Annotated in this window: 21 protein-coding genes; 11 read left to right on the forward strand and 10 right to left on the reverse strand. The window is 47.7% G+C overall.

The window, feature by feature from the left end; all coding sequences use genetic code 11:
- On the forward strand, positions 1-185 hold a 185-nt coding region (locus tag ACTHUM_RS08860; protein ID WP_440402825.1), incomplete at its 5' end, for a 50S ribosomal protein L19.
- Positions 186-396: 211 nt separating this feature from the next.
- Here the strand turns inward: ACTHUM_RS08860 and ACTHUM_RS08865 are convergent.
- Positions 397-1806, reverse strand: coding sequence for a PepSY-associated TM helix domain-containing protein (locus tag ACTHUM_RS08865; RefSeq protein WP_049336743.1), 1410 nt, complete (start codon positions 1804-1806; stop codon positions 397-399).
- A 343-nt stretch (positions 1807-2149) separates the two neighbouring features.
- Here ACTHUM_RS08865 and greA point away from each other — a divergent pair, with 343 nt between their 5' ends.
- Together greA and ACTHUM_RS08875 are read left to right on the forward strand one after the other, a co-directional pair.
- Positions 2150-2626, forward strand: coding sequence for a transcription elongation factor GreA (greA, locus tag ACTHUM_RS08870; protein ID WP_039862094.1), 477 nt, complete (start codon positions 2150-2152; stop codon positions 2624-2626).
- A 98-nt stretch (positions 2627-2724) separates the two neighbouring features.
- A complete protein-coding gene (locus ACTHUM_RS08875; protein ID WP_440361195.1) occupies positions 2725-3153 on the forward strand; it encodes a DUF4149 domain-containing protein in 429 nt (142 codons plus the stop codon).
- A 134-nt stretch (positions 3154-3287) separates the two neighbouring features.
- Here the strand turns inward: ACTHUM_RS08875 and ACTHUM_RS08880 are convergent, their stop codons facing one another.
- Positions 3288-4049, reverse strand: coding sequence for an OmpA family protein (locus ACTHUM_RS08880; protein ID WP_049336752.1), 762 nt, complete (start codon positions 4047-4049; stop codon positions 3288-3290).
- Positions 4050-4491: 442 nt separating this feature from the next.
- Between ACTHUM_RS08880 and ACTHUM_RS08885 the strand changes: the two genes are divergently transcribed.
- Positions 4492-5442 carry a CysB family HTH-type transcriptional regulator gene (locus tag ACTHUM_RS08885; RefSeq protein WP_049336754.1) on the forward strand — a complete coding sequence of 317 codons (951 nt, stop codon included), beginning with the start codon at positions 4492-4494 and terminating at the stop codon, positions 5440-5442.
- Positions 5443-5528: 86 nt separating this feature from the next.
- Here ACTHUM_RS08885 and fnr read toward each other — a convergent pair whose 3' ends face one another.
- On the reverse strand, positions 5529-6263 hold the full coding sequence (fnr, locus tag ACTHUM_RS08890; RefSeq protein WP_039862092.1) for a fumarate/nitrate reduction transcriptional regulator Fnr: 735 nt from the start codon (positions 6261-6263) through the stop codon (positions 5529-5531).
- 162 nt (positions 6264-6425) lie between these two features.
- Between fnr and hemN the strand changes: the two genes are divergently transcribed.
- From hemN to ACTHUM_RS08910, 4 genes are all read left to right on the forward strand, one after another.
- Entirely contained in the window at positions 6426-7847 is a 1422-nt protein-coding gene (gene hemN, locus ACTHUM_RS08895; protein WP_004519630.1) for an oxygen-independent coproporphyrinogen III oxidase, read from the forward strand.
- 131 nt (positions 7848-7978) lie between these two features.
- The gene (locus ACTHUM_RS08900; protein WP_004519629.1) at positions 7979-8311 is read left to right on the forward strand and encodes a hypothetical protein; all 333 of its coding nucleotides are present in this window, start codon (positions 7979-7981) and stop codon (positions 8309-8311) included.
- Between the two features lie 612 nt (positions 8312-8923).
- Positions 8924-9169, forward strand: coding sequence for a DUF1289 domain-containing protein (locus tag ACTHUM_RS08905; protein WP_004519627.1), 246 nt, complete (start codon positions 8924-8926; stop codon positions 9167-9169).
- A gap of 38 nt (positions 9170-9207) precedes the next feature.
- The gene (locus ACTHUM_RS08910; RefSeq protein WP_004519626.1) at positions 9208-10194 is read left to right on the forward strand and encodes a TraB/GumN family protein; all 987 of its coding nucleotides are present in this window, start codon (positions 9208-9210) and stop codon (positions 10192-10194) included.
- 98 nt (positions 10195-10292) lie between these two features.
- Here ACTHUM_RS08910 and argF read toward each other — a convergent pair whose 3' ends face one another.
- From argF to ACTHUM_RS08945, 7 genes are all read right to left on the reverse strand, one after another.
- Positions 10293-11288 (reverse strand): ornithine carbamoyltransferase, encoded by a 996-nt coding sequence (gene argF / locus ACTHUM_RS08915; RefSeq protein ID WP_004519625.1) that lies wholly within the window; start codon positions 11286-11288, stop codon positions 10293-10295.
- Positions 11289-11434: 146 nt separating this feature from the next.
- Positions 11435-12190, reverse strand: coding sequence for a methylated-DNA--[protein]-cysteine S-methyltransferase (locus ACTHUM_RS08920; RefSeq protein ID WP_004519623.1), 756 nt, complete (start codon positions 12188-12190; stop codon positions 11435-11437).
- Positions 12191-12288: 98 nt separating this feature from the next.
- On the reverse strand, positions 12289-13422 hold the full coding sequence (gene dapE, locus ACTHUM_RS08925) for a succinyl-diaminopimelate desuccinylase (RefSeq protein WP_004519622.1): 1134 nt from the start codon (positions 13420-13422) through the stop codon (positions 12289-12291).
- Between the two features lie 112 nt (positions 13423-13534).
- Positions 13535-14155, reverse strand: a complete 621-nt coding sequence (locus ACTHUM_RS08930) for a glucose-6-phosphate 1-dehydrogenase family protein (protein ID WP_004519621.1) — start codon at positions 14153-14155, stop codon at positions 13535-13537.
- 34 nt (positions 14156-14189) lie between these two features.
- Complete coding sequence (locus ACTHUM_RS08935) at positions 14190-14699, reverse strand: hemerythrin domain-containing protein (RefSeq protein WP_004519620.1); 510 nt, start codon at positions 14697-14699, stop codon at positions 14190-14192.
- Positions 14700-14791: 92 nt separating this feature from the next.
- Complete coding sequence (azu, locus tag ACTHUM_RS08940) at positions 14792-15370, reverse strand: azurin (protein WP_003748712.1); 579 nt, start codon at positions 15368-15370, stop codon at positions 14792-14794.
- Between the two features lie 291 nt (positions 15371-15661).
- Positions 15662-16084, reverse strand: a complete 423-nt coding sequence (locus ACTHUM_RS08945) for a DciA family protein (RefSeq protein WP_039862113.1) — start codon at positions 16082-16084, stop codon at positions 15662-15664.
- A 154-nt stretch (positions 16085-16238) separates the two neighbouring features.
- Between ACTHUM_RS08945 and secA the strand changes: the two genes are divergently transcribed.
- From secA to ACTHUM_RS08960, 3 genes are all read left to right on the forward strand, one after another.
- On the forward strand, positions 16239-18992 hold the full coding sequence (gene secA, locus ACTHUM_RS08950) for a preprotein translocase subunit SecA (RefSeq protein ID WP_049335622.1): 2754 nt from the start codon (positions 16239-16241) through the stop codon (positions 18990-18992).
- A 132-nt stretch (positions 18993-19124) separates the two neighbouring features.
- Complete coding sequence (gene aroC / locus ACTHUM_RS08955; protein WP_440361196.1) at positions 19125-20225, forward strand: chorismate synthase; 1101 nt, start codon at positions 19125-19127, stop codon at positions 20223-20225.
- A 92-nt stretch (positions 20226-20317) separates the two neighbouring features.
- Entirely contained in the window at positions 20318-20911 is a 594-nt protein-coding gene (locus ACTHUM_RS08960; RefSeq protein WP_128581235.1) for a type II secretion system protein GspG, read from the forward strand.
- The last annotated feature ends 315 nt before the right edge of the window (positions 20912-21226 follow it).

Below are 21226 nucleotides of genomic sequence, written 5' to 3' on the forward strand. Positions count from 1 at the left end.
TCATCGTTCGCAAAATCTCTAGCGGCGAAGGTGTAGAACGTACTTTCCAACTGTACTCTCCTACCGTAGAAAAAATCGAAGTTAAACGCCGTGGTGACGTACGTCGCGCCAAACTGTACTACTTGCGCGGCCTGACCGGTAAAGCAGCTCGCATTAAAGAAAAATTGCCTGCTCGCAAAGGTTAAAGCCTTCATCAAAAACCCACTTCAATGAAGTGGGTTTTTTGTTTTTATACAAGAACGCCTTGTCTTTCTTACACAATCCTGTAAGCCAATCACAATTCCCATCTCACGCATAAACTTAAACAGAATTATAACTCCCCCTGCTTCTTTTAACCTTTATAACAAAGGCCGTCTGAAACAAAAGATGCAGACGGCCTTTAATCACATCAGACGGTTATTTAAACCATCTTGCCAATGCTGGGATACGCGACAACAACAGTGTATCCAAAATCCAAATAACAGCGATTGCAGCAATGGCCGTTGGAAAAATCACAGCCAAAATCAGAAGTGGCACAGCCATTGCCCACCATACCGGAAATTTAATTTTCTGTGCAGGAGGAACTAAACCTCGCGCTTCCGAAGGGCGGCGTTTCCACCACATTACACAACCGCTGACACAGATAAAGATAATCGCCAGGCAGAACAAGACATTTGCCAATACGCTCCACCAGCCCAGCGTACCCATATGCAAAGCAATGCTTGCCGCCATGAATTTACCAAACCAGTTGTAATCATCGAAATGAATATCAGCCAGGATTTTGCCACTGTATTGATCAATGTGTACCGTACGATCCGCAGTCGGACTAATCATATCGTAGCTCATTGAGTCTTGCGACAGCGTCCATACACCGGTCTCACCCTTAGGCAAATTAAGCTGATAGCGACCTTTAAAGCCAATTTCGCGCGCAAAGCGGTCAACCGTCTCCAACGTCATCGGCTCACTCGGATTAATGCCGTTTTCGCCCATTGTCGTACCGGAAACCGGCATAGGCGTCAGCTCCAAAATCCACGGCACTTCTTTGGATTTACCGTCGTTCAGCACATCACCATGGGTTGATACGGAAGATACAGGATTAGGCTCCACGCCCCATTTACCCGTAGGAAATTGACTCCACGCTTGAACCACTTTACCACCCCAAATACCTGCCCAAGCAACGCCCGACAGACAGAACAGCAATAAAATCAAAGAAACCCAAGAGCCAAATGCACCGTGCAGGTTGCGCCACCAAGAACGACCTTTGCCTGCTTTAGGTAAAAAAACAGCCTTCAGACTACGCTGTTTTACCCACCACAAATAAATACCGGTCACAATCATGATGATGGTTAGCGACGCAGCGGTTTCCAACAGGTAGTCCCCTGTCGCCCCAATCATAATATCGCCGTGGATTTCATCCATCGTGTGATACCAGCCTTGACCGCGCGGCATCGTGTTCACGACTTTTGCCGTATAGGGATCAACGGCAACCATAGTGGCTTTATCGTCATTGTTCACGCGGAATACGGCAACCATATCATCTGTGCGCGGCGCAATATACTGCACCACAGAGGAAGTTTCCGGATTCACAAACTGTCTGGCAGCTTCAGCCTGAGCCGACAAAGGCTGAACCACTGCCTGAGGCGTAACATGTATGCGCTCGCCTTCTTTACCGGTAATATTGGCAAATAGCAGCATTCCCAACCCTGTAACAGCCAGCAGGGTTAAAAACGGCGCAACCAAAAGTCCGGCATAAAAATGCCATCGCCAAACAGTCAAATAACGGCGGTTAGCCTGTTGTTCATTTTGGGAAGTTGGTTTTGTTTCCATATATTCTCTTTATATAGTCAAAGCAGACTAATTATTACGAATTAGTATCAGGCATTTTAATCAAAAACATTCATTTAAGAAACCGTTTTTCCGATGCAGCTTTGAAATACTTCAATATTTAGTTTTCAGGCCGTCTGAAAAACAAAATAGACAGAAAACAACACTTTACTGAAAATCCGTTTTAATTATTGCGGTTTCGGCAGAATTTGGTAGAATACAGGCATTACTTATTTATTCATCAAGCCGCCAAGCTTTGGCGGCTTGTATTTTTATTTCCAATCCGGCTACCGCGCGTGGCCGGATAAAATTTTAAAAGCATCATCATGCTTTCATGGAGAACTCAATGCAAAAAATCCCTTTGACCGTCCGTGGTGCAGAATTGTTGAAACAAGAACTTCAACACCTCAAAAGCGTAGCACGCCCAGAAGTCATTGAAGCCATCGCCGAAGCACGTTCACACGGCGACTTGTCTGAAAACGCAGAATACGAAGCCGCCAAAGAGCGTCAAGGCTTTATCGAAGGCCGCATTGCCGAGTTGGAACACAAACTCTCTATGGCGCACATCATCAACCCTGCCGAAATCCATGCAGAAGGCAAAATTGTGTTCGGCACAACTGTGACACTGGAAGATTTGGAAACCGAAGAACAAGTTACCTACCAAATCGTCGGTGAAGATGAAGCAGACATCAAAGAACACAAAATCTACGTTGGCTCCCCCATTGCCCGAGCCCTGATCGGCAAAGAAGAAGGCGACGTTGCAGAAGTTCAAGCACCCGGCGGCGTGCGTGAATATGACATCATTGCCGTGCAATATATTTAAATAAACAAAAGGCCGTCTGAAAACATTTTCAGACGGCCTTTTGCTGTACCTAAAAACACCATAATCAAAGAAAATAAAATCTTCACAGGAGAAGCATAATGAATCTACTATACAAAATTATCCAAACCGCTGCCGCCATGTGGCTTGGTATGCAGCTGACAGCAGGCTATGTTACTGCCCCTATCCTATTCCGCATCCTGCCCAAAATGCTGGCAGGAGAAATTGCCGGCATTTTATTTGCTATTACAGCACTTTGTGGCTTAGTTATTTTTGGCGCAGCCTATGCCTTTTTCAGACGGCAACTTGCCTCCCTCTCTTGGTGGGTTTTGGTGCTTTGGCTACTCTTAGCCTGTAATCATCTTTTGGTTACGCCGGTTATCGAGGCACACAAGTACGGGCTGGATAACTGGCTCTTGTCTCTAGTAGGCGGTACATTCGGCATTTGGCATGGCTTATCCAGTATTATCTTTTTGATTTGTACGATACTGGCAGCCATCTGCGTATGGAAATGGCCCAAACCAAACTAATCTGTCTTAATAAAAGGCCGTCTGAAAAAAGTCTTTCAGACGGCCTTTTATTTTGAATCATAAATTCCCTGACTCTTCAAATATAAACCATAAAAAAATGCCCTGCATATTGCAGGGCATTTTTCACAAACCGATTAAGGTTTAGCGTAACCGTGAACGCCATTGTAAGGAGCTGGGATCCAACCTTCATCAGTAGCAGGCAATTCACCTTGACCTTCGATAGTTTGGCCTGGAGCAACTTGACGAGTAACAACGCTGCGGATTTTAACATCAACGCGACGGTCAGGTTCGATACAAGCGATAAGGGCAGCACGTTTCTTAGCTTTAGAAACTTTTTTACCCAGTTTAGCAACTTCAGCTTCACAAGTAGCAGTCATTTGAGCTTGAGACTCGCCCAGACCTACTGCAGAGATTTTGCTAGAAGCAACGCCACGGCCTACCAAGTAGTTAGCAACTACGTTGGCACGACGCTCAGACAGAGCTTGGTTGTATTCTTCAGAACCCATGAAGTCAGTGTGACCTTCAACACGTACAGTTTGTACGCTGTCGTTGCTCAGGCGTTGAGCCAAAGAATCCAAGTTTTCTTGAGCTTCAGGACGCAGGTTGTCTTTGTCGAAGCCGAACAGAGTTTTAGTAGACAGAGAAACAGTTTCATCAACATACTCAGGAGCTTGTTGTACAGGAGCAACTGCTTCGCGGTCACCACATTCAACACGGCCTTCGGTAGCTTTGTCGAAGTAGCTGTTTTTCCAGCATTCGCCGTAGTTGTTACGGACGATTTCTTGAGATTGGCTGCTTACGGTGTAACCGTGTTTGGTGTGCGCTTCGCTGGCCATAGCGGTGCCAGAGGCAACCAAGGCAACGAACAATGCGCTTAATTTCAGCTGTTTGGTCATTTTATTCCCTCATCAAATTGTTATGCGGCGGACTAGGAAAGCAACCGCTGCAAAGTACCAATATACAGGCCGCAGTATCAAAACAGCGGCAAATCGGATATATCAGGTTGCACTATAAAGAAGCGCAAGGCAAACTGTCAATACTCGATGCCTTCAAACAATCATGAAGTGCCTGCTTCCTAGTAGTTAATCATGCCGAAAAATCAATCTTGTGTCATTAATTTAGGGCAAAATCAGACAATTCACCTACCTAAAGTTGTACAAAAACAACAAAACCCCTTTCCCTCTTCTTTCCTGAATTTCCTGTTTTCATATCATTAAAAGATATTTTCATTAAAAACAACCATTTTCAAAACTCGGGGCAAAACTGGGCAAAATATGTTAAATTACATGCCGTTTGTCGCACAAAATCCACAATAACAACGTATTCGGTACTGCTACCATGAAACTGCAACAATTACGTTACGCCCTTGAAGTTTACCGGCACAATCTGAATGTCTCTGAAGCCGCCGATGCGCTTTTCACATCCCAGCCCGGCATTTCCAAACAAATCCGCCTGCTTGAAGAAGAATTGGGTATCCAAATTTTTATCCGCAGCGGCAAGCGTGTGGTTTCCGTTTCGCAACCGGGCAAAGCCGTGTTAGAAATTTCGGAACGAATTTTGCGCGATGTACAAAACATTAAAAATATCGGCAGCGAGTTTACCGATCATGACAGCGGTTCGCTGACCATCGCGACAACGCATACCCAGGCGCGTTATGCCTTGCCCAAAATCGTTGCGGAATTTGTCAAAAACTACCCTAAGGTCAATTTGACCATCAAACAAGGCAGCCCTTCTGCGATTGCGCAAATGGTCAGCAGCGGCGAAGCAGATTTAGCAATTATTACCGAACAGATTGATGATCATCCTGAGTTAGGCAAGCTGCCCTGCTACGAATGGAACCATGCCGTGATTGTTCCGCATGACCACCCTCTTTTGGACTGCCGCAATCCTTTAAGCCTTGAAGATTTGGCTTCTTTTCCGCTGGTTACTTACGAATTTGCTTTTAATTCCGGCAGCAGCATTGCGCGTACATTTAATAAAGCGCATATTGAGCAACCTGATGTTGCCTTATCGGCTGCCGATACAGATGTATTGAAGACGTATGTCCGCTTAGGCTTGGGCGTTGGTTTGATGGCCAAAATGGCGTACGATCCCGTTGTCGATCAAGATTTACAGCTTATTGATGCGGCACACTTATTTGAACCGTCGCCCACTTGGATAGCCTTACGCTCGGATACTTACCTGCGCGGTTACGCGTATGACTTTATCCAGATGTTTGCACCGAAACTGACCAGAGAAGTAGTCGACCGCATTCTGTACACGCCGGTTGTTGAAGATTTTTCAATTTAATACCTGACTATCACTTGCGTAACTTAACAATTATTCTTTAATTCTTGTTAAAAAGGCCGTCTGAAATATTTCAGACGGCCTAAGATTCAGATAGCGTGCGAACAACCAGAAACCATTTTCTTCAAGGTTGTCGCATCTAAGATTTTGATGTGCTTGTGTTCAACCGAAATCAAGCCTTCATGATGGAATTTAGACAAGGTGCGGCTGACTGTTTCCAGCTTCAGCCCCAAATAGCTGCCGATTTCCTCACGCGACATCCGCAAGATAAAATCATTGGCGGCGAAGCCTCGTGAATAGAGACGCTGAGACAGGTTGAGCAAGAATGCTGCCAATCGCTCTTCAGCGCGCATATTGCCCAAAAGCAGCATAACGCCCTGATCTCGAACAATTTCGCGACTCATTAAGCGGAAAAAGTGAGAGCGGAGGCTGGGAATATCCTGACCGAGTTCTTCAATGTGTGTAAACGGAAGCTCGCATACCTCGCTGTCTTCCAAAGCCACAGCATCACAGCTGTGAATATGGGAACAAATCCCATCCATACCGATCAGCTCGCCCGACATAAAAAAGCCGGTTACCTGGTCTCGTCCATCTTGGCTGGCGACTGTTGTCTTAAAGAAGCCCGCACGGATGGCAAACAAAGAGGTAAATGGCTCGCCGGCACGGAACAGGTATTCACCTTTTTTCAGACGGCGGCTTTGACGGATAACCGCGTCTAATTGTGAAAATTCGTTAGGCATCAGTCCGACAGGCAAACACAGCTCGCGTAAAGAACATGTGGAACACAAGGTTTTCATTTGATGTGTTGCATTGTGTGTGGCCATAACGCACCTTTAATTTGCTTAGTTCTCTCAATCCCTGATGAAGCCGAATAACTATTGACCCATGTCAAAGTTGGCATATCATTATGAGGCATTCTACCAAACTATCGAAATTTTGACTAAAATTTTCCCTAATTTCCTTACTTCATACTACAAGCCCCGACCATGAAAATCATCCCTATCTCAAATAACACTAACACAAACAATGAATTACCGGAATTCGACCGCGAATTGATTGCCAGTTTGCCATCAAGCGGTCCACGTTATACATCCTATCCGACCGCCGACCGCTTCCATGAAGGCTTTAAAGAAGCCGAATATATCCAAGCTTTAAACCTGCGTAACATGGGCGCGCTCAACAAACCCCTTTCACTCTACATCCACATCCCCTTCTGCAATACCATCTGCTACTACTGCGGCTGCAACAAAATCATTACCAAAGACAAAAGCCGTGCCGATGCCTATATCCAGTATCTGGAAAAAGAAATGGAGTTGCTGGCACCGCATTTAGGCGGACGACACCAGCTTGCGCAACTCCACTTCGGCGGCGGCACGCCGACATTCCTAAGCGACGACCAACTCGAACGCGTCTTCGAAATGATCCGCAAATACTTCCAGCTCATCCCCAACGGCGAATACTCCATCGAAATCGACCCGCGCAAAGTCAGCCGCAAAACCGTCCTCAAACTGGGCAAACTCGGTTTCAACCGCATGAGTGTCGGCATTCAAGACTTCGATCCTAAAGTGCAGGCAGCCGTCAACCGTATCCAAAGTTACGAAGAAACCAAAGAAGTCATCGATGCCGCCCGCGAAGCAGGGTTCAAATCCGTCAGTGTCGATTTGATTTACGGCCTGCCGCACCAAAACACCGAAAGCATCAAAACCACCATCGACACGGTCTTGTCGCTTGACCCTGACCGCCTCGCCCTCTACCACTACGCCCACCTGCCGCATATCTTCAAACCGCAACGCCGTATCGACACCAATGTCGTTCCCGGCAGCGAAGAAAAACTCGATATGCTGCAATATTGCGTCCAAACCCTGACTGAGCGCGGCTACGTTTTCATTGGCATGGACCACTTTGCCAAACCTGACGACGAACTCTCCATCGCCCTCAAAGAAGGCTTCCTGCAACGCAACTTCCAAGGCTACTCAACCTATGCCGACTGCGATTTGGTAGCGATCGGTGTGTCCTCTATCGGCAAAATCGGCAGCACCTACTCCCAAAACGAGCGCGACATCGATGCCTATTACGCCGCTCTTGATGCCGGACATCTGCCGATTATGCGCGGCTACCAGCTTGATCAAGACGATATCCTGCGCCGCAACATTATTCAGGATTTAATGTGCCGCTTCTCGCTTGATTATCAAATTTACGAAAGCGTGTTCGGCATTCCGTTTAGCCGCTATTTTGCAGCCGAACTGGAAGATATGAAGCAACTTGAAACCCTCGGCCTGGTCCGTCTCAAACCGCACAGCCTGACCGTGACACCGAAGGGCCGTTTCCTGATCCGCAACATCGCCATGGTGTTCGACTACCATTTGCGCCATAAAGAAACCAAAGCCAAATACTCGCAAACCGTATAAACAGGAATGGAAAAGGTCGTCTAAAAATTTTCAGACGACCTTTGTTTTTATTTTCAATACTTTCGGGTAACATAAAACCATATTTTCCGCTTTATCAGAATTCAAAGTTAATTTGTATAGGCGCGTATCCTATGGTTACCGAACAGCAAAACGATATCCTCAGCATCAATCAAGTACAGCTTCTCCTTGCAGAAAAACGCACGGCACTTGCTATCATGCGTACGGGCATTGCCGTTTTCGCACTCCCTTTGTCTATTTTCAGTGCGCTGATTGCGACATCGAAATGGTACGAGGCCGTTGATGTTTGGCCTTTGCTCGTACTGGTCAGTCTGATGAACATCAGCTTGATTATTTTCTCGGTCTATCTAATTACCCGCTCGCTCCGTAGAATGCACCAATATGACCAGCTGATTGCCGATATCAAATACAACAATCAGTCTTTGCGCAAACTGATTAAGTCATAAAATGCAGATAGTTGGGGCTACACATAGGTCGTCTGAAAATCAAAATATAGCGGAACTCCAAATATGTATTAAAACATGATTCTGCCAAACATACCGTAATTATTCTTGGTGACGTTACTGTACACTTTGCTCCCCCATTTGAATCGATACGATACCATTGAAGTAATTGGGATTAAAATGAACAACAAATATAAAGAATGGATAAAAATCATACTGCTCCCTCATTTAATAACGGCTATTTTTTTAGGGCCAGCAATAATTGTTTTTTGGTCAGGTGGATTTATCGGTCTCTATTCTGTTATAAACGTGTTCAGTGAATTAGGATCGCTTAAATATTATATTTATATTGGAATTCCTTTAATTTTTATAATGTTCTTACTTGGGTTTTATTGGAGAAATCTGAAAATAGGGAAGATACTGACTTCTTCTGCGATATATTTATGGTTTCTCTTAGGTTTTTTATGCCTAGGGTGGCAGATATAAACTTATTGAAATGATCAACTCAATTGGATATTAGGAACCCTGCTGGATACACCGATCGTGTGTAGACAAATACGAATGCAGTCTGCAATTTTGGTTTGTCCAGTCTCTTGTCTCAAACGCTTTTAAAATATGGAACAACCTGATTTTTTCCCCATCCCCAGTCCCTGCATCGGCGTTTGTGAAGCCAATGCCAAAGGCTATTGCAAAGGCTGCCTGCGCAGCCGGGAAGAGCGCTTGTACTGGCTCCAGATGACCGACAGCCAAAAGCATCAAGTCATGCACCTTCTATCCCTCAGGAAAGCCAAAATCCGCAACCGCAAAATGGAAAAAACCGAAACGGGCGAACATCCGGTTCAAAACCTGCTCGATTTCTAAATTGCCCTTGCCTACCGCACACCACAATAAGGAAAAACATGAAAAAACTGCTTGCCTGCCTGCTTGTGCCATTGACTGCCCTCGCCCTGGGCGCCTGCAAACCCGCCGCGATCTCACCCGACAACAAACCTGCCGAACTTAACTGGCAGCAGCCTAAACTGACCAGCAATGTTTGGAAAATCAGCAAAGAAGGCCAACCCGATTCCTACCTGCTCGGCACCATCCACATGGGACGAACCAATCAAACTTTGTCTTCCGATGCGGTCAAACTGTTGCAATCCACCAACCAACTGACCACAGAAATTGACCCACTGCCGGACAGCAGTCCGGAAACGAAAAAAATGTATCAAAAATACTTCAAAGAAGTCATGAGTACCGAACCGCTTAGCCGCAAGCTTGGCAAAACAGATTTCCGTCTTTTACAAGAAATCTATTCAAAAAATGAAGAAAGCCGACCCATCACCAGAATTGCCGACAAACTCCACCCGTGGGCAGCATTGGTTTTTGCCGGCAGCGCATTTCCCCAAGGATATAGCGCAGAAACCGGTGCAGATATGTTGCTGACCAACGCAGCAGTCAATATCAACAAACCGCGTAGTTCATTAGAAAGCTTGGACGAAGTTTCCGCAATCTTCAAAGCACAGCCTGAAGAAACCATGCTCAACTTTCTGAAAGCCAGCATTAAAACCAATAAAGAAGAAACCGAAGATATCAAAAAACTCCATCAAGCCTATTCAGAAGGCCGCTTTGAAGAACTCATCCCACTTTTGGAAGAAACCGAACAGTGCACCCTCAAACGTGTTGATGCTAAACACGCCAAAGCCATGTCCGATTGGCTGAAAAACGACCTCCTGATCCGCCGTAACTTGGCATGGCTACCTGAAATCCGCAAGCAATCGGCCAAACAAAGCACCCTCTTTGCTGTCGGCATTGCCCATTTACCCAGCGGAAAAGGCTTAATCGAACTATTGCGTCAAGAAGGCTATCAAGTGACGCCCGAACCCAAAGTCCTGATTTGGCAATAAACCCAATCAAACAACAAGGCCGTCTGAAAGTCTTTCTTTCAGACGGCCTTTATTTAATCTCTATTAAATGAAGCGGTAAGCAGCGTTGAGCGCAAAACTCAATCGCCCAATGCCGCTACCATCACCGCTTTAATCGTGTGCATCCGGTTTTCTGCCTGATCAAACACAATACTGGCTTCGCTTTCAAAGACTTCTTCCGTTACTTCCACACCATTCAGGCCGAATGTCTCATAAATCCATTCACCGACTTTGGTTTCACGATTATGGAAAGCAGGCAGGCAATGCATAAACTTGACTTGCGGATTTTCAGCCGCGGCCATTAATTCGGGCGTAACTCGGTAATCTTTCAGCAAATCGATACGTTCCTGCCACGCCTCTTTAGGCTCACCCATGCTGACCCACACATCGGTATGGATAAAATCCACGCCTTTCACGGCTTCTTTCACATTCTCCGTCAACAGAATCCGTCCACCGGTCTCTTTGGCAACAGCCTGCACTGTCTCGATAATGTTTTCAGACGGCCACAAACTTTTCGGTGCACCGATACGCACGTCCATGCCCAGTTTCGCAGCCAACACCAGCAACGAATTGGCCATGTTGTAACGCGCATCACCGACGTAGGCAAACGCAATTTGGTTCAAAGGCTTGTTGCTATGCTCGCGCATCGTCAGCGCATCAGCAAGCATTTGAGTCGGGTGAAACTCGTTGGTCAAACCATTGAACACAGGCACGCCTGCATACTTGGCCAGCTCTTCCACCACATCCTGTCCAAAACCGCGATATTCGATACCGTCAAACATCCGCCCCAAAACCCGCGCCGTATCCTTAATACTTTCCTTATGCCCAATTTGGCTGGCAGAAGGCTCCAGATAAGTTACCCCTGCCCCTTGATCGCGCGCGGCCACTTCAAACGCGCAACGGGTGCGGGTCGATGTTTTCTCGAAAATCAGGGCAATGTTTTTCCCCTTCATCCGCTGCACCTCGCGCCCTGCTTTTTTAGCGGCTTTCAATTCGGCGGCAAGATCGAGATAGGCAGTAATTTCTTCCGGCGTGAAATCCAAAAGTTTTAAAAAATGGCGGTTTTTCAGGCTCATGTCTTATTTCTCTTTTTTCTAGCGTGGGCGTTGCCCAACATTTTTCTCCATGCAGATTTCGTCGGGCTTCCACCGACCTTCTGCTGCTCAATTTTTTTAACGTGCGAAGCCTGCCCGAAGCATGGCCCCTTATCCTCTATCAAAACTCAAAACAAGGCCGTCTGAACCTCGCCTCTCTCCAAGGCAAGCAACGATTGTTTGCGGTTCAAACCGCCTGCGTAGCCGGTCAGCTTACCGTCGCTACCGATAACGCGGTGGCAGGGAATCAAGATAGACACCTTGTTCTGCCCGTTTGCAGCGGCAACGGCGCGAATGGCTTTAGGATTGCCCAACTGTTGCGCCTGCTCCTTGTAGCTGCGCGTTTCGCCGTAAGGAATAGTCAGCAGCGCATTCCACACCTGCTGCTGAAAGGCTGTACCTATCGTTTCCAAAGGCGTCGCAAAAACTTTTAGACGGCCTTGGAAGTATAAATCCAATTCTTGACGCAAAAGTTGCGTTTGCTCATTTTCTTGGAAAATAAACTGTCCGTTCAAAGCTTTTTGGACAGCCATGATTTCCTGTTCCATATGTTTCTGCCCGACAAATTCCAGCAGACACAAACCCTTGCTGCCGAACACCGCCAACATCTCGCCCAACGGCGTGGCAACCGCGGCCGCAGTCAGTTCGTTCGGACTATCAGGATAACGCGTTTCCAACAGTCGGATAGCTCGGCGGATACGGACATATTCTTCAGGCGCACAACCGATACAGTCAATAAAATCCTGCTCAAACTGCTTGGCTTCGTGTTCGGTAAGACGCTCGTGCAGTAAGGCTTCGAGAGTAGCGGGAAAGTCAGTTTCCAACTGCTCTCGGATTTCATTCCACTTTGATGGAAGCTCGTTTAAAGAAGGCAGAGTAATCATATTTTGCCTTGTTCAATTATCGATAACTTAAGAGAAAACCGAAAGAGCAAAAGAATCGTATCGCCCTATCGTTTTTCAAAGCCTACGGTACGGCCTTTTCACTTCAACAGGCGTTTCAACATACCTTCATACACCGCCGACAACTTCGGAATATCTTCCAAACGTACGTTTTCGTTGATTTGGTGGATGGTCGCGTTAGACGGGCCTAATTCGATGAGCTCTTTCGCAATGGCTTTGATGAAGCGTCCGTCCGAAGTGCCGCCGGTGGTGGACAATTCAGCCTCAACGCCACAAATCTCGGCAATGGCTTCGCGTGCCACATCGGTCAGTTTTCCTGCCTGTGTCAGGAAAGGTTGGCCTGAGCAAGACCACTGCAAATCGTATTGCACGCCGTGTTTATCCAAAATGGTATGAACGCGTTGTTTCAGCCCTTCTTCAGTAGACTCGGTAGAGAAACGGAAATTGAATTTGACGTTTAGCTCGCCCGGAATCACATTGGTCGCGCCTGTGCCGCCGTTAATATTGGAAATTTGGAAACTGGTCGGCGGGAAGTATTCGTTGCCCTCGTCCCAGACTTCCTGCGTCAGCTCCAGCAAGGCCGGGGCAAAAGTATGCACGGGATTGATTGCCAAATGCGGATAGGCAATATGGCCTTGCTTGCCTTTGATGGTCAGATTGCCCGACAACGAGCCGCGTCGGCCGTTTTTCAACATATCGCCCAATTTATCCACGGCAGTCGGTTCGCCGACGATACAGTAATCAATCAATTCGCCACGCGCTTTCAATACATCGACAACTTTGGTTGTGCCATCCAGCGCATCGCCCTCTTCGTCTGAAGTAATCAGGAGCGCGATACTGCCTTGATGATCGGGATATTCGGCAACGAAACGCTCACAGGCGGTAACGAAGCAGGCAATGCTGGTTTTCATGTCCGCCGCGCCGCGGCCATACAGACGGTCTTCACGCTCGGTCGGTTCAAACGGAGGCGAATCCCATTTTTCAACAGGACCTGTCGGCACAACGTCGGTATGTCCGGCAAAGCAGAACACCGGAGCCTGAGTACCGCGGCGCAACCAAATGTTTTTGGTGTCGCCGAAATGAAGCTCTTCTACGGCAAAACCGATTTTTTGCAGGCGTTCGGCCAGCAGTTGTTGGCAGTTTTGGTCATCCGGCGTAACGGACGGGCGGGAAATCAGCTCTTTGGCAAGCTCTAGGGATTGGGTTTCGGTCATATTTGCTCACTTTGAGAAACAGGCCGTCTGAAACGTTCTGAATATGATTTTCAGACGGCCTTGAGTTTATTTGAAGATACTGAATGGGCAGTTTCCCTTTCTGCATCCTGATTTATTTTCCATGACAAGCTTCATACAGCGGCAGTAAGTCTTCCACTGTTTCCACTATCCATTTCGCGACATCCTGCTTGCCCAAATCATCGCGTTCGATGTGTTTGCCGATACAGAAGAAATCTTTATCGTCTCGAAGCTTTCTATCGCCGTCGCTTTGTTGGGCAACGGTACGATAATCGTCATATTCGCTTTCCGCACCGTGCCACATATCGAAGGAAGCGTATTTTTCAGTATCAAAATTATCCAGCCAGCGGTTGTAATCAGGCAGCGCAATGGGAGAAACATCGGCTTTATAGCAATGCCAGTCCAAGCTGACGCTCAAACGGCGGCGATTCAGCAAAATCGATAAAATCGCTGCGGAATTTTTATATTGTTCGTATTTGAAATAGGCAAAAAAATGGGCGCGGACCTGCCAGCCGTTACACCAGCGTTCGATATGCGGCGGCGCAAACGGTGCACCCAATTCGGCGGCAACCTGCTGGATTAGCTGCTGCCATACCTGCCAGTTTTCTTTATAGTCTGCCTTGATTTGCGGAATGCTTTCAGGCTGGTATTTTTTAAGCTGGGAAAACTGGAAAAAAGGGATATTGAACAAATCGCAACTTTTTGGGGTCAGCATAGTGTATTCCTTGAGACGATTGTTTCAGACGACCTTATTTGCGGCGGCGTGCAGCCATAATTTCGCCGATTTCGGTCAGTTTTTCTTTGGGGATAAAGGTTTTGCCCATATCAAATAGCGGCTCTTCAATCGCCAGATGAACATCATATCCTGCGACAAAGCGTTTGAACGTTTCCGCATCGGGGATATAGGCGTTGTCTGCTTCGAGTTTGGCGAATTCGGCAGATACCGCCGCCCAGTTGTTGTGCAGGCTGATATGTTGGCGCAAAAGCTCGTCAACGCTTTCTTGAGCTTGCGGCGCATATTGCAATAGAAGCGGGAAGAAATTTTCTTCTTCGTCTTCATGGTGCAACGGCGCGGCAACATTAAAATATTGGGCAATTTGGCGGATGGTTTGCAAAACGATTTGATTGCAGCCGTTTTCGGCAATATAGTTCGACAACATGGCAACCTGGCTGCAGAAACGGCGCACTTTGCCATGACAGGCGTACAGCATTTCAATGGGTTCGGCAAAAGTAACGCTTTTGGTTTCAAACGGATTCATGGTTTTGAAGTTTTATTCTTAAATTAATGTTTCCAGATTATAACAAAACAGCCTGCGCAAGGCAGGCTGTCTGTTTTCGAGCTTGAGGCGGATTAGTCAACCAAAGTAACTTTACCGTTCATCAAAGCGCCGTGACCTGGGAAGGTACAAGCGAATTTGTATTCGCCGCCGGCCAATTTAGCAGGATCCAGAGTCAGGGAAGCTTCTTCGCCGCCGCCAACCAGTTTGGTGTGGGCAACAACGCGTGCGTCGTCAGGTTTAACGTAGTCAGTTGCAGCAGCACCGGCACCGTCTTTGAAAATACCGTCCATGTCTTCGGCTTTACCGATGACGATGTTGTGACCCATGCTTTCTTTAGGTTGGGTACCAGTGTGTTTCAAAGTGATGGTGAATTCTTTACAAGCTTTGCTCACTTGGATTTCTTTAGTGTTAAACTGCATAGCGTCGTTGGCTTCAACAGTAGTTGCGCAGTTGCCGGCAGCAGGAGCGGCGGCAGCATCGGCTGGAGCAGCTTCAGAGGCAGGAGCGGCATCGGCAGGTGCAGTAGTTTCTGCAGGAGCAGCTTCAGAAGCAGCGGAAGCAGCAGGTGCTTCAGCAGGTTTTGCAGCTTCTTGAGAGCATGCAGCTAAGCCGATAACGGCAGCGGAAATCAGAGCCAGATAAGCTTTCATTGATGTATCTCCTAATGATGAGAGTCTTGTTAAGTTCTATTAATAGAACCCGCGCGAATATATTAACAAAGACAAATGTCAAACTTAAACTTATTCACGCAGAGTGATAAGAAATTCAGGCGTTATTTTGCTACAAACTTCACACGAAATCAAAATTTCAGGCCAAGTTTACATCAGTTTACCTAAAAGAAAACAGTTACTGTTTAGGTCGTATTTCTTTAGTATTAGATGCTATCAGTCAAATGAAATAAATTTTAACATTTATTAACCATAATCTCATTCGGCATGATTTTAGCGGCTGTGCTTGCGCACCAATTCTGCCAATGCCGCCGCCAATTCGGGATGTTTGCCTTCCAATTTGGCTGCCGCCTCATCGAAGCTGTCTAAAGCTGCCTCGCTCAATCTCAAACTATTGGTTTTCGGCTGAGCCGGAGGCTTGGGAACTACCCTGACCACCACTTCCCTGACGCCTGTATGCAATGTTTGCAACTTGGGCAACATGGCAGGCAGGATCATTTTCAAACGCGAAGCAGCCATATTATTGGCGGCAAGCAAGACCAATCTTCCGTCTTCTACGCAGGCCGTCTGAAAATGCGGATGCAGGTTGGCCGGCAAAACCGTTTTGATTTTTGCATCCAATTTCCGCCATTGTTGCGATTGTTGCAACAAGCCCGCCAATAAATGATTGCGCTTGCCTAATTGTGCTAAATCCATATATTTCAGACGGCCTCTCAGTAAATTAACCAAACAATTACAATTGAAATACAGCAAAACCGCCTTTATTTCAAACAGCATTACCGCGTTATACAAGCGCTTGTGTTAAAATCCCAATTTCGCCCACTATTATATCAAGGCGCAGGAATTATTCATGCTGACAAACATTGCTAAGAAAATCTTCGGCAGCCGCAACGACCGCCTGCTGAAACAATATCGTAAATCCGTTGCCAAAATCAACGCGCTTGAGAAACAAATGCAGGCATTGAGCGATGCAGAACTGCAAGCTAAAACAGCCGAATTCAAACAACGTCTCGCCGACGGACAAAGCCTGGACGACATCTTGGTCGAAGCCTTTGCCGTCTGCCGCGAAGCATCAAGCCGTGTATTGGGCATGCGCCACTTTGATGTACAGCTTATCGGCGGTATGGTTCTGCACAACGGCAAAATCGCCGAAATGCGTACCGGTGAAGGTAAAACTCTGGTGGCCACCCTTGCCGTTTACCTGAATGCATTGTCAGGAAAAGGCGTCCACGTCGTTACCGTCAACGACTACCTCGCCTCCCGTGACGCGAGCATTATGGAGCCTTTGTACAACTTCTTAGGCTTGAGTGTCGGCGTGATCGTCGCCGATTTGCAACCTTTCGAACGCCAAACCGCTTACGGTGCCGACATTACTTACGGCACCAACAACGAATTCGGCTTCGACTACCTGCGCGACAATATGGTTACCGACCAATACGACAAAGTTCAGCGCGAATTGAACTTTGCCGTTGTCGACGAAGTGGACTCCATTCTGATCGACGAAGCGCGTACGCCGCTGATTATTTCCGGCCAGGCAGATGACAACATCCAGCTCTACCGCGTAATGGATGCCGTTCCGGCCCACCTTATCCGCCAAGAAACCGAAGAAGGCGAAGGCGATTACTGGGTAGATGAAAAAGCACACCAAGTTATTCTGAGCGAAGCTGGTCACGAACACGCCGAGCAAATCCTGACACAAATGGGCTTATTACAGGAAAACGACTCGCTCTACTCTGCCGCCAATATTTCCCTGATGCACCACCTCATGGCGGCATTACGTGCGCACACCCTGTTCCACAAAGACCAACACTACGTCATTCAAGACGGTGAAATCGTGATTGTGGACGAATTCACAGGCCGTCTGATGGCCGGCCGCCGTTGGTCCGAAGGCTTGCACCAAGCTGTTGAAGCCAAAGAAGGCGTAGAAATCAAACGCGAAAACCAAACGCTTGCATCTATTACCTTCCAAAACTACTTCCGCCTGTACAGCAAACTATCCGGTATGACCGGTACGGCCGACACCGAAGCCTTCGAGTTCCAAAGCATTTACAACCTCGAAACCGTCATCATCCCGACCAACCGTCCTGTACAACGTAAAGACTTCAACGACCAAATCTTCCGCTCAGCTGAAGAAAAATTTGAAGCCGTTGTCAAAGACATTGCCGAATGCCACAAAAACGGTCAACCGGTTTTGGTCGGCACCACCAGCATCGAAAACTCCGAACTGGTTTCTGACTTGTTACACAAAGCCGGTCTGCCGCATAACGTTCTGAACGCCAAAGAACACGAGCGCGAGGCATTGATTGTAGCTCAAGCCGGTAAAGTCGGCGCAATTACCGTTGCCACCAACATGGCAGGCCGCGGTACCGATATTGTTTTGGGCGGCAACCTCAAACATCAAATCGAAGCCATCCATGCCGATGAAACCCTGAGCGAACAGCAAAAACAAGCGCAAATTTCTGCCCTTGAAAGCGGTTGGCAAGCTGAACACGACCAAGTTGTGGCCGCAGGCGGTTTGCATATTATCGGTACAGAACGCCATGAAAGCCGCCGTATCGACAACCAGTTGCGTGGTCGTGCCGGCCGTCAGGGCGACCCCGGCTCCAGCCGTTTCTATCTATCGTTTGAAGATCCATTGTTGCGCCTGTTTGCACTCGACCGTGCCGCCGCCATCCTCAACCGCCTGGCACCTGAACGCGGCGTTGCCATCGAACACGGCCTGCTGACCCGTCAAATCGAAGGCGCACAACGTAAAGTCGAAGGCCGCAACTTTGATATGCGTAAACAGGTTTTAGAATATGATGACGTTGCCAACGACCAACGTAAAGTGATCTACCATCAACGCAACGAAATCCTGACCAGCAAAGATGTCAGTGATTTGACCCGCGAAATCCGCGCCGACGTTATCAGCGACTTGGTTGATTACCACATCCCGCCTGACAGCATGGAAGAGCAATGGGACATTCCAGCACTGGAGCACCAACTTGCCGCCGATTTCCGCCTGCATGTCGATATTAAAGGCTGGCTGAAAGAAGACAGCACTTTGGACAACCAAGACATTAAAGAACGCCTCATCAAGCGCATCGAAGACGAGTATGCCGAAAAAGTTGAATTGGTCGGCAAACAGGCTATGTCAGACTTCGAACGCAATGTTATGCTGCAAGTTATCGACAACCAATGGCGCGAACACCTCGCCGCTATGGACTACTTGCGCCAAGGTATCCATCTGCGCAGCTATGCTCAGAAAAATCCGAAACAGGAATACAAACGCGAAGCTTTCGCCATGTTTGAAAATCTGTGGCGCGGTATCAAACAAAACATTGCCGCTTTGCTGACTGCCGTTCAAATCGAGCGCAATAGCGAATACGACCACACCGCCGCACAAAGCGTCAGCGATGTTCAAACCGTCCACTCCGATGCGCCTGATATGGAAGAATTGCTCGGTCAATCGCAAACCGATTTGGTTACAGAAGCGTTCGACCCTGACGGCACAGACTTCAGCCCTGAAGCGCTTGCACAAAACGGCCTGATTGTTCACCGCAACGATCCTTGCCCTTGCGGCAGCGGCCTGAAATACAAACAGTGCCACGGTAAATTGAACTAAGTAGTCATCTCAAAAGGCCGTCTGAACGGTGAAACGAGAATCTTTGATTTCGTTCTCACATCTGTTCAGACGGCCTGAGAATTATCCAAACAAGTAAAAAATTTCCAAACCCAATTTCAAAAGAGTATCCCTATGGCAGGCAATACCTTCGGACAAATCTTTACCGTTACCACTTTCGGCGAAAGCCACGGCGCAGGCTTGGGCTGCATCATCGACGGCTGCCCGCCAGGATTAGAATTGAGCGAAGCGGATATCCAATATGACCTTGACCGTCGCAAACCCGGCACCAGCCGCCACGTTACCCAACGTCGCGAAGCCGACCAAGTCGAAATCCTCTCCGGCGTATTCGAAGGCAAAACTACCGGTACACCTATCGCTCTCCTAATCCGCAATACCGACCAACGCAGCAAAGACTATGGCAATATCGCCACCAGTTTCCGCCCCGGACATGCCGATTACACCTACTGGCACAAATACGGTACACGCGACTATCGCGGCGGCGGTAGAAGTTCCGCCCGCGAAACCGCTGCCCGCGTTGCAGCCGGAGCAATTGCGAAAAAATGGCTGAAAGAAAAATTCGGCACGGAAATCACCGCCTACGTCACCCAAGTCGGCGAAAAAGAAATTCAGTTTGAAGGCTACGAGTACATTTCCCAAAATCCCTTCTTCGCTGCCAACCAAAGCCAAATCGCCGAGCTGGAAAACTATATGGACAGCGTGCGCAAATCGTTGGATTCCGTCGGCGCGAAACTGCATATCGAAGCGTCCAACGTCCCCGTCGGCTTGGGTGAACCCGTTTTCGACCGCCTCGATGCCGAAATCGCCTACGCCATGATGGGCATCAACGCCGTCAAAGGCGTGGAAATCGGCGCGGGCTTCGGCAGCGTCGTCCAGCGCGGCAGCGAACACGGCGACGAACTCACCCCGCAAGGCTTCCTGTCCAACCACTCAGGCGGCATCTTGGGCGGCATCAGCACCGGACAAGACATTCATGTGAATATTGCCATCAAACCGACCAGTTCCATCGCCACACCGCGCCGCAGTATTGATATAGAAGGCAACCCTGTCGAGCTTGCCACACACGGTCGCCACGACCCCTGCGTCGGATTACGCGTCGCTCCGATTGCAGAAGCCATGCTGGCCTTGGTATTGATTGACCACGCCTTACGCCATCGCGCGCAAAATACCGACGTAGTGGTTGATACGCCAGATATTGCCAAAACTCGCGGGTAAAATCTAAAAAGGTCGCCTGAAAACGCCTATTTATATGATATTATGATATGGTACTTTTCAGACGGCCTTAAACTATACATCCGGACCTTACAATGGAAAATACTGAAAACCACACATTCGTCGCACCACCTGCCAAAATCCACACAGCCGCTTATGTCCTTGCAGGCGTTTCCTTTATTCCGCTCATCGGTTTGATCTTCGGCATAGCGGCTTTGGTTTTAAGTATATTGGGATGGCGCAAACGCGGTGCAAAAATCGTTGCCTTGATTGCCTCCTTAGGAATGTTATGCACCGTCGCGCTTTACGGCGCATTGTTTTATTTCGGCTTTGTTCAGCGAGGAGGCATGTACGACGAACTGAGGCAGCAACTGACGGTAAATACTTTGTCTAGTTTGGTTTCCGAAGTCGAATTCTACCGTCTGCAACACGGTGTCTATCCTGAATCATTAGAGCAGCTCCAAGAATCTCAGCCAAACAAGCCGATATTTATGTATGATACGAGTACTACGCCTCTGAGTTCCGAACCGCTCCGACTGTTTTATTACGAACGCAGTGGCGATGCTCATTATTATTTGCGTAGTGTTGGCAATGATGGCAAAGCGTTTACTGCTGACGACATCCTGCCTAATATTGAACAGTCCGAAAACAGCAAAATCGGCCTGCTTTTGCAAAAAGAAGTCCAGTAAAGATTATCGCATAGGCATTTCAAACCCTCTTCTTAAGCTAGCAAAATATGAAGCGCTTCATCTGTGCACTTGAGGTCGTCTGAAAACAAATATGGCAGATTGTGCCGAACATTTTCAGACGACCTTTCATAACGCCTATTGAGATAAGTGTGCCAGCTCGTTTGCAAAATAAACATTTACAATCGAACATTCTCAGAAAAATTTAGCCAAATCACAGTCTTTATACTACAATAGCACCTTATTGCCGTATGACGAAAATACGGATTTATATTAGAGGAATACAACCGCAATGGCACAAGAAACCGCTTTGGGCGC

The sequence above is a fragment of the Neisseria sp. P0021.S006 genome (assembly GCF_051956895.1).

What these genes read in the sequence shown, in the direction of transcription:
- ACTHUM_RS08865 (WP_049336743.1), bottom strand. Translation starts at nt 1,806, where the DNA reads ATGGAAACAAAACCAACTTCCCAAAATGAACAACAGGCTAACCGCCGT.
- greA (WP_039862094.1), top strand. Translation starts at nt 2,150, where the DNA reads ATGCAAAAAATCCCTTTGACCGTCCGTGGTGCAGAATTGTTGAAACAA.
- ACTHUM_RS08875 (WP_440361195.1), top strand. Translation starts at nt 2,725, where the DNA reads ATGAATCTACTATACAAAATTATCCAAACCGCTGCCGCCATGTGGCTT.
- ACTHUM_RS08880 (WP_049336752.1), bottom strand. Translation starts at nt 4,049, where the DNA reads ATGACCAAACAGCTGAAATTAAGCGCATTGTTCGTTGCCTTGGTTGCC.
- ACTHUM_RS08885 (WP_049336754.1), top strand. Translation starts at nt 4,492, where the DNA reads ATGAAACTGCAACAATTACGTTACGCCCTTGAAGTTTACCGGCACAAT.
- fnr (WP_039862092.1), bottom strand. Translation starts at nt 6,263, where the DNA reads ATGGCCACACACAATGCAACACATCAAATGAAAACCTTGTGTTCCACA.
- hemN (WP_004519630.1), top strand. Translation starts at nt 6,426, where the DNA reads ATGAAAATCATCCCTATCTCAAATAACACTAACACAAACAATGAATTA.
- ACTHUM_RS08900 (WP_004519629.1), top strand. Translation starts at nt 7,979, where the DNA reads ATGGTTACCGAACAGCAAAACGATATCCTCAGCATCAATCAAGTACAG.
- ACTHUM_RS08905 (WP_004519627.1), top strand. Translation starts at nt 8,924, where the DNA reads ATGGAACAACCTGATTTTTTCCCCATCCCCAGTCCCTGCATCGGCGTT.
- ACTHUM_RS08910 (WP_004519626.1), top strand. Translation starts at nt 9,208, where the DNA reads ATGAAAAAACTGCTTGCCTGCCTGCTTGTGCCATTGACTGCCCTCGCC.
- argF (WP_004519625.1), bottom strand. Translation starts at nt 11,288, where the DNA reads ATGAGCCTGAAAAACCGCCATTTTTTAAAACTTTTGGATTTCACGCCG.
- ACTHUM_RS08920 (WP_004519623.1), bottom strand. Translation starts at nt 12,190, where the DNA reads ATGATTACTCTGCCTTCTTTAAACGAGCTTCCATCAAAGTGGAATGAA.
- dapE (WP_004519622.1), bottom strand. Translation starts at nt 13,422, where the DNA reads ATGACCGAAACCCAATCCCTAGAGCTTGCCAAAGAGCTGATTTCCCGC.
- ACTHUM_RS08930 (WP_004519621.1), bottom strand. Translation starts at nt 14,155, where the DNA reads ATGCTGACCCCAAAAAGTTGCGATTTGTTCAATATCCCTTTTTTCCAG.
- ACTHUM_RS08935 (WP_004519620.1), bottom strand. Translation starts at nt 14,699, where the DNA reads ATGAATCCGTTTGAAACCAAAAGCGTTACTTTTGCCGAACCCATTGAA.
- azu (WP_003748712.1), bottom strand. Translation starts at nt 15,370, where the DNA reads ATGAAAGCTTATCTGGCTCTGATTTCCGCTGCCGTTATCGGCTTAGCT.
- ACTHUM_RS08945 (WP_039862113.1), bottom strand. Translation starts at nt 16,084, where the DNA reads ATGGATTTAGCACAATTAGGCAAGCGCAATCATTTATTGGCGGGCTTG.
- secA (WP_049335622.1), top strand. Translation starts at nt 16,239, where the DNA reads ATGCTGACAAACATTGCTAAGAAAATCTTCGGCAGCCGCAACGACCGC.
- aroC (WP_440361196.1), top strand. Translation starts at nt 19,125, where the DNA reads ATGGCAGGCAATACCTTCGGACAAATCTTTACCGTTACCACTTTCGGC.
- ACTHUM_RS08960 (WP_128581235.1), top strand. Translation starts at nt 20,318, where the DNA reads ATGGAAAATACTGAAAACCACACATTCGTCGCACCACCTGCCAAAATC.